Below are 11,814 nucleotides of genomic sequence, written 5' to 3' on the forward strand. Positions count from 1 at the left end.
GCGCAGCTCTGGCTGCTGGCGGTGCTGCTGGTGCCCACGTCCTGGGCCGCACACATGGCGATCTCGAACACGTCCAGCCGTATCCGGCGCTGGTTCCGGCAACTGCGCGCCCACCTCGCCTGATGCGCGTGCGGCAGGCACTTGCTCCGGTCCAGCCTGCTGACTCGGCTGTGGTATCTGGTCGCACGGCCTCGCGCTGGCCCGCAAGGTCTCACCGCCGTGACGAAGCCGGCCGCGCAAACTCCGCTTCCACCCAGGCCAGCGCCGACGCCCCGTTGAGCTTGAAACCGGGCGACACCTTCACCTGGGCCAGCTCACCACCGTCGGCATCGAAGGCGCTCAGGGTGGCGCTCGGCTCCAGGTCATCCGGCACGATGTCCAGCGTCACCAGCACCCGGCCGCTGTCGGTGGAGACGTAGGCACTCTTGTGCAGCATCGCGTGGAGCTGCTGCTCATGGCGGCGCAGCACCTCGGACGCCGTTTTCACCCAGGTGTTGAACGCCGCCATGTCCAGCGGCTTCGGGTTCTTCTTGTCGCGGCCCATGGTCCACGGGGCGACCAGCGCGGGTTCGGACTCGCCGTGGCGCGTCATCGCCACCGCCCAGCCCTCGTCGTCCTCGTTCTTCATGACGCGGGCGGTCCAGACCTCGTCACGCCACAGGCGCGGCGACTGGATCGGCGCAAAGGGATCGACTTCTTCGGTGTCAGGTGCTGCGCTCATGCCTCAGACCCGCTCGGCAACCCAGCCACGCACGCTCGCCAGCGCACCCGCCAGCTTGCTCGCGTCGGTGCCACCCGCCATCGCCATGTCCGGCTTGCCACCGCCCTTGCCGCCGACCTGCTGCGCGACGAAGTTGACCAGCTCGCCGGCCTTGACCTTGCCGATCGAGTCGGCCGTGACGCCCGCGGCGATCTGGACCTTCGTCCCATCGACCGCCGCCAGCACGATCGCCGCCGTCTTGAGCTTGTTCTTGAGCTGGTCCATCGTCGTGCGCAGCGTGGCCGCGTCCGCGCCTTCCAGCACGGCGGCCAGGACTTTCAGCCCGTTCAGGTCGATCGCCTGAGCCACCAGCGCATCACCCTGGTTGGACGCCAGCTTGCCCTTGAGCGCGATGACTTCCTTTTCCAGCGCGCGCAACTGGTCCTGCAGGCTGCCGATGCGGTTCGCGATCTCGGCAGGCGCGGCCTTGAGCGCACCCGCCACACCGTTCACCGTGGCTTCCAGCGACTGCAGATAGGCCAGCGCGCCATCGCCCGTCACCGCCTCGATGCGGCGGATACCGGCCGCGACCCCCGACTCGGCCACGATCTTGAACACGCCGATGTCCCCCGTGCGGCGCACATGCACGCCGCCGCAGAGTTCCTTGCTGGAGCCGATGGTCTGCACGCGCACGGTCTCGCCGTACTTCTCGCCGAACAGCATCATCGCGCCGGATTTCTGCGCGTCGTCAAGCGCCATCACTTCGGCGTTGGCCGCGGCGTTGGTGAGGATTTCGGCGTTGACGAGAGTCTCAACCTGGCGTACTTCCGCGTCGGTCATCGGCGCGTTATGCGCGAAGTCGAAGCGGGTCCGGTCAGCCGTGACCTGCGAACCCTTCTGCTGGACATGCGCACCGAGGACTTCACGCAGCGCCTTGTGCATCAGGTGGGTCGCGCTGTGGTTGCGCACGATCTTCACGCGCAGCTCGGCGTCCACCTTGGCCGCGAACGTGTCGCCGACCTTGACCGCGCCTTCGGCGATGCGGCCGTGGTGGCCGAACACATCCGCCTGGATCTTGAACGTGTCCTCGACGACCACGCGGGTCGTGCCGTTGCGCAACTCGCCCGTGTCGCCCGCCTGACCGCCGCTTTCGGCGTAGAACGGGGTGTGATCGAGCACGATCACGGCGTCATCGCCGGCGTTCGCCTGCTCGACTTGTGTCCCGTCCACGTAGACCGCGACGACCTTGGACGTTTCGCACGCGAGGTGTTCGTAGCCGTGGAACGCGGTCGGCACGCCGCTGTACGACAGGCCGGCGGCCATCTTGAACTTGCCGGCGGCGCGGGCCTGATCGCGCTGGCGACTCATCGCGGCTTCGAAACCCGCCTGATCCACCGTCACGCCACGCTCGCGGCACACGTCGGCGGTCAGGTCCACCGGGAAGCCGTAGGTGTCGTGGAGCTTGAACGCCGTGTCGCCGTCGATCTGCTTGGCGCCCGAGGTTTCGACCGCGGCCAGCGCACTGTCCAGGATCTCCATGCCGTTGGCGATGGTCTGGAAGAACCGCTCTTCCTCCTGCTTCAGCACGCTGAAGATGCGGTCGGCGTTCTGGTGCAGTTCCGGGTAGGCGTCGCCCATCTGCGCGGCCAGCGGATGCACCAGCGTGTGGAAGAACGGTGCGCGGGCGCCGAGCTTGTAGCCGTGGCGGATGGCGCGGCGGGCGATGCGGCGCAGCACGAAACCGCGGCCGGCGTTGCCCGGAATCACGCCATCAACGACCGTGAACGAGCAGGCGCGTATGTGGTCGGCGATGACCTTCAGGCTCGGGCTTGCAGCATCGCAGCCGGCGCCGCCATCGGTCACGCCCGCCGCGAAGTCCACCGCATTCTTGGCCGCGGCCAGCAGCGCGACGAACAGGTCGATCTCGTAGTTCGAATGCACATGCTGCAACACCGCCGTGATCCGCTCCAGCCCCATGCCGGTGTCCACCGAGGGCTTGGGTAGCGGGTGCATCACACCGTCTTCGGTGCGGTTGTACTGCATGAAGACGTTGTTCCAGATCTCGATGTACCGGTCGCCGTCCTCGTTCGGGCTGCCCGGAGGACCACCCGCCACGTCTTCCCCGTGGTCAAAGAAGATCTCGGTGCAGGGTCCGCACGGGCCGGTGTCGCCCATCATCCAGAAGTTGTCGGACATGTAGCGTCCGCCCTTGTTGTCACCGATGCGCACAATGCGCTCTGCCGGCACGCCGACCACCTTGTTCCAGATCTCGTAAGCCTCGTCGTCCTCGGAATACACCGTGACCCAGAGCTTGTCCTTGGGCAGCTTGAACCGCTCGGTCAGCAGCTCCCAGGCGAAGGAAATCGCGTCGTGCTTGAAGTAGTCGCCGAAGCTGAAATTGCCCAGCATCTCGAAGAACGTGTGGTGGCGCGCGGTGTAGCCGACGTTGTCGAGGTCGTTGTGCTTGCCGCCGGCGCGGATGCACTTCTGCGAGGTCGTGGCGCGGCTGTACGGGCGCTTGTCAAACCCGAGGAACACGTCCTTGAACTGGTTCATGCCCGCGTTGGTGAACAGCAGCGTCGGATCGTCCCCCGGCACGACCGGCGACGAGGCCACGATCTGGTGCCCCTTGGACTCGAAGAAGTTCAGGAAGGTGGAGCGGATTTCTGAGGCTTTCATTCCGTGGCTTTCGACCCTGAGGGCTCTAAGTGCTTGATGTGGCAAAGCTTTTGATTATAGAAGCGTGCGGATGCGATGCCCGAGGAAGGCGAACAGCCGCTCGTCCCCGCAGTACGCGACGTTGAAGCGCATCCAGCCCGTGGGTGCCATGTCGGCGGTGAACAGGTGGCCGGGGCCGAGCAGGATGTCGCTCTCGGCGGCCTGGTTGGACAGCTCGGCGGCGTCCGGCAGCGCCGGGTGGCGTGCCCACAGGAACATGCCTGCCTTGGGCTCGGTGAACAGCTCGAAACCGAGCTTGGCGAGCCGTCCCGCCACCCGCTGGTGCGCCTCGGCCAGCCGCTCGCGCAGCGCCTTCAGGTGCTTGCGCCAGCGGCCTTCGGTCAAGGCGCCGTAGACGAGGCGCTCGCTGAACTCCGACGAGGTCAGTCCCGAGATCATCTTGAGCTGCGCCAGGTCTTCCAGCAGATCCGGGTGCGCAACAAGGTACCCCACACGCAGGTTGGGTGAAATCGTCTTCGAGTAGCTGCCGACGTAGACCACCCGCGAGAGCTGGTCGAGGCTGGCGAGCGAGGGACGCGGCTCCGGGTCCAGATCGACGTAGAGGTCGTTCTCGACGACGAGGAAATCGTGTTTCTCGGCCAGTTGCAGCACGCGGTGCAGGTGGGCGAGTTGCGCGGTGGAACCGGTCGGGCTTTGCAGACGCGGCTGGGTGAAGAAGACCTTGGGCCGGTGCTCGACGATGAGCCGCTCCAGCGCCGGGAGGTCGTAGCCCTGCGGTGTGCGCGGCACGCCGACGAGCTGCGCGCCGGCAAAGCGCAGCGAAAACAGCAGATTGGCGTACCCAGGATCATCGACCAGGACCGCATCACCCGCACGGATCAGCCGCCGCGCCACGAGGTCGAGTGCCTGGCTGGATCCCTGTGTCAGCAGCACCTGCTCGGCAGCGATGGCGATTTCCTGCTCGGCCATGGCGTCGCGGATGAACTCGCGCAGCGGAGGGAAGCCCTTCGGATCACCGTAGCCGCCCAGGTCCACGTTGTCCGCGGCCAGCGCCCGCAGCGAGCGGCGCACGCCGTCCTCGAACAGCCAGTCGCTGGGCAGCCAGCCGCAGCCGGCTTTCATCGTCAGGTGGCGGTTCTCGAAGATCTTGCGCAGGTACCAGGCCGAGTCGAACCGGTAGCCAGCGCGTGCTGCGCCGGCGGGTTCACGGTTCTCGACCGCCGCCCGCTTGCGCACGAAAAAGCCGGAATGGGGCCGTGACACGAGGTAGCCGAGCGCCACCAGCCGGTCATAGGATTCCACGACCGTGAAGACACTGACCTCGTGCGCGTGGGCAAACTGGCGGATGGACGGTACCTTGGTGCCAGCGCGCAAGGCGCCTTCATCGATCAGGCGGCGCAGGCCATCGACGATCTGGGTGACCAGCGGAATGGCGGACTGGGGCAGGAGCGTGAGCATGTGCGGCAAGTCTAGCGCCGCCAAATGCCGGACTGTACTGGGCTGGCACCCGGCACAGTGCGCCAGAGGCTGCCCCGCGCTGTACATGGCCGCCATCTGGCGGGGGGCCTAGAGTCCGCTCATTCTTGCCCAGGAGCCTCGAATGCACCGCGAACCCCATGCCACCAAAACCACCAATGCGTCCCTGATGGCGCGCCGCCGTGCCGCCCTGCCTGTCGGGCTGGGGCAGTCGCACGAAATCTTCGTCGATCGCGCCGAGAACGCCGAAGTGTGGGATGTCGAAGGCCGCCGCCTGATCGACTTCGGCGGCGGCATCGCCGTGCTGAACACCGGCCACCGCCACCCGGCCCTGGTCAAGGCGGTGCAGGAGCAACTCGACCGCTACACGCACACCTGCTTCCAGGTGCTGGCCTATGAGCCGTACATCGCAGTCGCCGAGCGCCTGAACGCCAAGGCGCCGGGGGAGTTCACCAAGAAGAGCTTCCTGCTGACCACCGGCGTCGAAGCGGTCGAGAACGCCATCAAGGTCGCGCGGGCGTACACGAAACGCTCGGCGGTGATCGCCTTCGGCGGCAGTTTCCACGGCCGCACGATGATGGGCATGGCGCTGACCGGCAAGGTCGCACCCTACAAGGTCGGTTTCGGCCCCTTCCCCGCCGAGGTCTACCACGCCAAGTTCCCCTGCGCGCTGCACGGCGTGAGCGTGGCGGACGCGATGGCGTCGATCGAGGCGCTGTTCAAGTACGACGTGGAAGCCTCGCGGGTCGCGGCGATCATCATCGAGCCGGTGCAAGGTGAAGGCGGGTTCTACGTGGCGCCCATCGCGTTCGTGCAGGCACTGCGGGCACTGTGTGACCAGCACGGCATCCTGCTCATCGCCGATGAAGTGCAGACCGGCGCCGGCCGCACGGGCACCTGGCTGGCGTGCGAACAATGGTTCGAACAGGCGGGCGTGGCGCCGGACATCATCACGATGGCCAAGTCGCTGGCGGGGGGGTTTCCGTTGTCTGCCGTCATCGGACGGGCCGAGGTGATGGACGCGGCCGCACCCGGTGGACTGGGTGGCACGTATGCCGGTAGCCCGTTGGCCTGTGCTGCCGCGCTGGCAGTGATGGACATTTTTGAACACGACGGCTTGATGGCGCGTGGACGCGCCGTCGGCGAGCGGCTGATGGCGGGTCTGCGGGACATCGCCAGCCGCCACGCCACGGTCGGCGACGTGCGCGGCCTGGGGGCGATGGTGGCGGTCGAGCTGTTCAAGGACGGCGACATGCACCAGCCGGACGCCGACCGCGTCAAGCGCGTGGTCACGGAAGCGGCGCAGCGCGGGCTGGTGCTGCTGTCGTGCGGGGTGTACGGCAATGTGATCCGCATCCTGGTGCCACTGACCGCGTCGGACACCCTGCTAGACGAAGGACTGGCGATCCTGTCGGCGAGCTTCGACGCGACGGTCTGAGCCACCGCCGGGTCGTATTCGTATGTTCTAGACCTCCGGTTTGCCGGGGGTCTTACTTTTGGGGGTTTGGGGTTCTAGAAGGTTGGTTGATTGAGATTTGATTTGTTCTTGCTTTGAATATTATGCTGTTAGTATTTAAATATCCTTGGATAGACTGAGCCTCGCCAGGATCTGCGCCAACACCACATTGTTGTTCCGATGCGACGACTGGAAGCCGCCGGGTGGATGGCATTGCCGCGCCAAGCTGGCACGTTTCTTAACGCGGTGGCCCGAGACACCCGTTCAGCGGGAAACCAGCCGGCTTTTGCCTCGATTCGGCGCGCGTCACGCACCAGCCACAAACACAGCGCACCACGCTTGACCAGAGGGTCTTTCTGTACAGGGCGCACCACCTGCACAGTGCACGAATTCACGCCACCGTCTGTACATGTCGCGCCGGGTTGCCCCCTCCTACAGTCCGGGCGTCTTGCCCACCACGCCACCCCTTCTCTTCGACAGATCCTGGACACCCCGCACGATGCGCAGCACTCCCCTGGTTCAATTCAAAGGCATCCAGAAGACGTATGACGGTCTGAGCCTGGTGGTGCGCTCGCTCGATCTGGACATCCAGCGCGGCGAGTTCCTGTCGCTGCTCGGCCCCTCCGGCTCGGGCAAGACGACAACGCTGATGATGCTGGCCGGCTTCGAGTCGCCGACCGCGGGCGAGATCCTGCTCGACGGCAAGCCCATCACCCGCACCCCGCCGCACAAGCGCCACTTCGGCATGGTGTTCCAGAACTACGCGCTGTTTCCGCACATGACGGTCGGCGCCAACGTGGCCTATCCGCTGACGGTGCGCAAGGTGCCCAAGGACGAGATCGCCCGCCGCACCGCCCAGGCGCTCGACATGGTGCAGCTCGGTGGCAAGGGCGACCGCTACCCCGCCCAGCTCTCCGGCGGCCAGCAGCAGCGCGTGGCCTTGGCGCGGGCGCTGGTGTTCGAACCACAGCTCGTGCTGATGGACGAGCCGCTGGGCGCGCTGGACAAGCAACTGCGCGAGCACATGCAACTGGAGCTGAAGGCGCTGCACCGACAGCTCGGCATCACCTTCGTCTACGTCACCCACGACCAGGGCGAGGCGCTGACGATGAGCGACCGCGTGGCCGTGTTCAACGACGGCCTGATCCAGCAGATCGACGCTGTCGGCCAGCTCTACGAGACACCGGCCAATCGCTTCGTCGCCGGCTTCGTGGGCGACAGCACGGTGCTGGACGGCACGCTCGGGGCGGCGGACGCAGGGCGCTGCGAGCTGGTGCTGCCCACGGGCGAGCGGCTGGCGGGGATCAATGTCAACAGCGCCCTGCCCGGCAGCAAGGTCGCCGCTTCCGTGCGACCCGAGCGCATCGAGGCGCATCGTTCAGCGCCAGCAGACCGCGCCAACGTGGTGCAGGCCGCCATCACCGATGTCATCTACTACGGTGACCACCTGCGCCTGCGCTGCGCCATCGCCGGCCAGGCCCAGGCCACCGTCAAGGTGCCACTGGGGGCTGTCGCGCCGCAGGCGGGCCAGCCGGTGTGGCTGCGCTTTCCGCCCGAATTCCTGCGCGTCTATGCCTGAGTTGCGCACTGCGCCGAACCCCTCCCACCCCGCCGACAACGGCTCTTCTCACTGGAGTTGCACCCCCATGAACATTGCATCCGTTTCCCTGGCTGTGGCTGTTGCCGCCACGCTCGCTGCAGGCCCGGCCTTCGCCGAAGGCCAGCTCACCGTCGTGAACTTCGGCGGCGCCAACGGCAACGCGCAGAAGAAAGCCTACTTCGAGCCGTTCGAGAAAGCGGCCGACGCCAAGATCGTCGGCGTCGAATACAACGGCGAACAGGCCAAGATCAAGGCCATGGTGGAGACGAAAAAAGTCACCTGGGACGTGGTGGAAGTGGAAAGCCCGGACGTGGCCCGCGGCTGCGACGAAGGGCTGTTCGAGAAGATCGACTGGGCCAAGGTCGCGCCCAAGGCCGACTTCCAGGCCGCCGCCGTGCACGAATGCGGTGTCGGCGTCTTCATCTGGTCCACCGTGATGGCCTACAACGGCGACAAGCTCAAGGATGCTCCCAAGACCTGGGCCGACTTCTGGGACACCAAGAAGACTCCCGGCAAGCGTGGCCTGCGCAAGGGTGCCCGCTACAACCTCGAATTCGCGCTGATGGCCGATGGCGTCAAGAGCGGCGACGTCTACAAGGTGCTGGCCACCAAGGACGGCGCGGACCGCGCGTTCAAGAAGATGACCGAGCTGAAGCCGAACATCCAGTGGTGGGAAGCCGGTGCGCAGCCGCCGCAGTTCCTCGTCGCCGGTGACGTGGTGATGGCCACCGCCTACAACGGCCGCATCGACGCCGCCCAGCGCGAAGGCAAGAACCTGAAGATCTCCTGGACCGGCGGCATCTATGACCTGGACTACTGGGTGATGCCCAAAGGCACGCCGAACAAGGACCTGGCCATGAAGTTCATCGCTGCGGCCTCGCAGCCGGACGCGCAGGCCGAGTACGCCAAGCTGATCTCCTACGGCCCGACCAACAACAAGGCCCTGGCCAAGCTGGACGCCAAGACCCTCGGGATGCTGCCGACCTCGCCGGCCAACAGCGCCGATGCGCTGAAGTTCAACATCACCTTCTGGGCCGACCAGGGTGAAGAGCTGGAAAAGCGTTTCGCCGCCTGGGCCGCGCAGTAAGTCCATGAGCGCCGCCGCCATCGCCCCCATCGGCTCGGCCGATCTCGCCCGTTCGCTGCAACGTGCCGAACGACGCCGCAAGCAGATGGCGGTGGCGCTCACCCTGCCGCTGCTGGTGTTCCTGCTACTGACCTTCCTGGTGCCGATCGGCGCGCTGCTCAAGCGTGCGGTCGAGAATCCGGAGGTCGCCGACGTGCTGGTCCACACCGGACAGGCACTGGCCCAGTGGGACCGCCAGAGCGCGCCGCCAGCGCCAGCCTTTGCCGCCCTGGCCCAAGACCTGGGCGCCCTGCCCGAGTCCGCGCAGGCCGGCACGCTGGCCCGGCGGCTCAACTCCGAAGTGGCCGGCGCCCGCTCGCTGGTCATGGGCACCTACCGGGCGCTGCCGCTCGCTCCCGCCGGTGAACACCTGACCCCCGAGCAGGTGCGCGAGAAGCTGCTCGCCGTCGATCCCCGCTGGTCCGACACCAGGTACTGGCAGGCCATCGCCAAGAATTCAAACCGCTGGACACCCGACTACCTGCTCGCCTCGGTCGATCACCGCCGCAGCGCGGCCGGCGACATCGAGCCGATGCCCGCCGACCAGGCCGTGTTTGGCAAGATCCTGCTGCGCACCTTCCACATCAGCGCGGTCGTCACGCTGTGCTGTCTGCTGCTGGCCTATCCGCTGGCCTACTGGCTCTCGACCCTGTCGGCGCGCCACGCCAACGTGCTGATGATCCTGGTGCTGGTGCCCTTCTGGACCTCGATCCTCGTGCGCGTCGCCGCCTGGATCGTGCTGCTGCAGCGCGAGGGGCTGGTCAACACCGCGCTGATGGGCATCGGCCTGACCAGCGAGCCGATCGCGCTGCTGTTCAACCGCACGGGTGTGGTGATCGCGATGGTGCATATCCTGCTGCCCTTCATGATCCTGCCGCTCTACAGCGTGATGAAGTCGGTGCCGACTACCTATCTGCGCGCGGCGATCAGCCTGGGCAGTACGCCGCTGGCCGCCTTCTTCCGCGTCTACGTGCCGCAGACCTACCCGGGCATCGGCGCGGGCGCGCTGCTGGTGTTCATCCTGTGCATCGGCTACTACGTGACGCCGGCGCTGCTGGGTGGCGCGGACGACCAGATGCTGTCCTACTACATCGCCCAGTACACCAACGTCGAGGTGAACTGGGGCATGGCCTGCGCGCTGGGCGCCGTGCTGCTGGCGGCGACGCTGGTGCTCTATGCGGTGTACCGCCGCATCGTCAAATCCGAACTGAGCCTGGGCTGAGGAACGCATCCGATGAACGCCATCCTGTCTGCCCTGCGCCCGCAGTTCCCCGCCTATGCGACGTTCACCGACAAGCTCGGCTGGTGGGCGCTGCGCGGCCTGTGCGTGGCGCTGCTGGTCTTCCTGCTGCTGCCGATCCTGGTGATCGTGCCGCTGTCGTTCTCGTCGAGTTCCTTCCTGGCGTATCCCATGCCGGGCTGGTCGCTGCAGTGGTACGAGAACCTCTTCAACGCGCCCGAATGGGGCCGCGCCGCGAAGAACAGCTTCATCGTCGCCCCGGCCGCGACGCTGCTGGCCACCGTGCTCGGCACCCTCGCCGCGGTGGGACTGGCACGGGCCGACTTTCCCGGCAAGGGCCTGCTGATGGGCATCCTGATCGCGCCGATGGTGGTGCCGATCGTGGTGGTGGGCGTGGCCTGCTACCTGTTCTTCGCCAAGATCGGCATGGCCGACACCTACTTCGGCCTGATCGTCGTCCATGCGGCGCTGGGCGCACCCTTCGTGCTGACCACCGTGCTGGCCACGCTGCAGGGCTTCAACCAGAACCTCGTGCGCGCCTCGCTGAGCCTGGGTGCCGGGCAGGTGGAGACCTTCTTCCGCGTCACGCTGCCGGTGATCGCACCGGGGGTGATCTCGGGCGCGCTGTTCGCGTTCGCCACGTCGTTCGACGAGGTGGTGGTGACACTGTTCCTCGCCGGGCCGGACCAGGTGACGCTGCCGCGCCAGATGTTCACCGGCATCCGCGAGAACATCAGCCCGACGATTGCCGCGGTCGCCACGCTGCTGACGATCTTCACGACGGCGCTGATGCTGGCGCTCGAATGGGTACGGGGGCGCCGCCGCTGAGCTAGGCAAGCCATGATCCGTCTCCTCAACCAGCCGCTCGGCGGCAACACCATGCCGCGCTTCGGCGGCATCGCCACGATGATGCGGCTGCCGGTGGCCAGTAGCGCCGCCGGGCTGGACGCCGCTTTCATCGGCGTGCCGCTCGACATCGGCACCTCGCACCGGCCCGGCGCCCGCTTCGGGCCGCGCCAGATCCGGGCCGAGTCGGCGCTGATCCGGCCCTACAACATGGCGACGGGCGCGGCGCCGTTCGATGCGCTGCAGGTGGCCGATCTGGGCGATGTGCCGATCAACACCTACTCGCTGGAGAAGTCGCTGCCGATCATCACGGACTTCTACCGCGAGGTGCTGTCACACGGCTGCCGGCCGCTGACGCTGGGCGGTGACCACACGATCGCGCTGCCCATCCTGCGCGCGCTGGCCGAGCGGCACGGGCCGGTGGCGATGGTGCATGTGGACGCCCATGCGGACGTCAACGACGACATGTTCGGCGAGCGCATCGCCCACGGCACGCCCTTCCGCCGTGCGGTGGAAGAAGGCCTGCTGCAAGGTGACAAGGTCTGGCAGATCGGCCTGCGCGGCACCGGCTACGCGGCCGACGACTTCGACTGGCCGCGCCAGCAGGGCTTCACCGTCATCCCGGCGCACGAGGTGTGGTGGCAGTCGCTGGCGCCGGTGATGGACAAGGTCCGCGCGGTCGTCGGCGACA

At 66.9% G+C, this 11,814-nt stretch carries 9 protein-coding genes; 6 read left to right on the forward strand and 3 right to left on the reverse strand.

The window, feature by feature from the left end; genetic code table 11:
- Nucleotides 1–211: 211 nt before the first annotated feature.
- The 3 genes from QZW52_RS16110 to QZW52_RS16120 are packed head-to-tail and all read right to left on the reverse strand — an operon-like array spanning nucleotide 212 to nucleotide 4,837.
- The gene (locus QZW52_RS16110; protein WP_294000636.1) at nucleotides 212–721 is read right to left on the reverse strand and encodes a hypothetical protein; all 510 of its coding nucleotides are present in this window, start codon (nucleotides 719–721) and stop codon (nucleotides 212–214) included.
- A 3-nt stretch (nucleotides 722–724) separates the two neighbouring features.
- The gene (gene alaS / locus QZW52_RS16115; protein ID WP_294000637.1) at nucleotides 725–3,379 is read right to left on the reverse strand and encodes an alanine--tRNA ligase; all 2,655 of its coding nucleotides are present in this window, start codon (nucleotides 3,377–3,379) and stop codon (nucleotides 725–727) included.
- Nucleotides 3,380–3,433: 54 nt separating this feature from the next.
- A complete protein-coding gene (locus QZW52_RS16120; protein WP_294000639.1) occupies nucleotides 3,434–4,837 on the reverse strand; it encodes an aminotransferase-like domain-containing protein in 1,404 nt (467 codons plus the stop codon).
- Nucleotides 4,838–4,979: 142 nt separating this feature from the next.
- Here QZW52_RS16120 and gabT point away from each other — a divergent pair, with 142 nt between their 5' ends.
- The 6 genes from gabT to QZW52_RS16150 all read left to right on the forward strand — a co-directional run.
- Complete coding sequence (gabT, locus tag QZW52_RS16125) at nucleotides 4,980–6,293, forward strand: 4-aminobutyrate--2-oxoglutarate transaminase (protein ID WP_294000641.1); 1,314 nt, start codon at nucleotides 4,980–4,982, stop codon at nucleotides 6,291–6,293.
- A 517-nt stretch (nucleotides 6,294–6,810) separates the two neighbouring features.
- A complete protein-coding gene (locus tag QZW52_RS16130; RefSeq protein ID WP_294000642.1) occupies nucleotides 6,811–7,890 on the forward strand; it encodes an ABC transporter ATP-binding protein in 1,080 nt (359 codons plus the stop codon).
- Between the two features lie 67 nt (nucleotides 7,891–7,957).
- Nucleotides 7,958–8,998 carry an ABC transporter substrate-binding protein gene (locus QZW52_RS16135; protein ID WP_294000643.1) on the forward strand — a complete coding sequence of 347 codons (1,041 nt, stop codon included), beginning with the start codon at nucleotides 7,958–7,960 and terminating at the stop codon, nucleotides 8,996–8,998.
- Nucleotides 8,999–9,002: 4 nt separating this feature from the next.
- Entirely contained in the window at nucleotides 9,003–10,259 is a 1,257-nt protein-coding gene (locus QZW52_RS16140) for an ABC transporter permease (protein ID WP_294000645.1), read from the forward strand.
- 12 nt (nucleotides 10,260–10,271) lie between these two features.
- Nucleotides 10,272–11,105 (forward strand): ABC transporter permease, encoded by an 834-nt coding sequence (locus QZW52_RS16145; RefSeq protein WP_294000646.1) that lies wholly within the window; start codon nucleotides 10,272–10,274, stop codon nucleotides 11,103–11,105.
- A 12-nt stretch (nucleotides 11,106–11,117) separates the two neighbouring features.
- A partial coding sequence (locus tag QZW52_RS16150; protein ID WP_294000647.1) for an arginase family protein occupies nucleotides 11,118–11,814 on the forward strand: 697 nt, incomplete at its 3' end.

The sequence above is a fragment of the Sphaerotilus sp. genome, from assembly GCF_013299175.1.
Classification (GTDB): Bacteria; Pseudomonadota; Gammaproteobacteria; order Burkholderiales; family Burkholderiaceae_C; genus Sphaerotilus.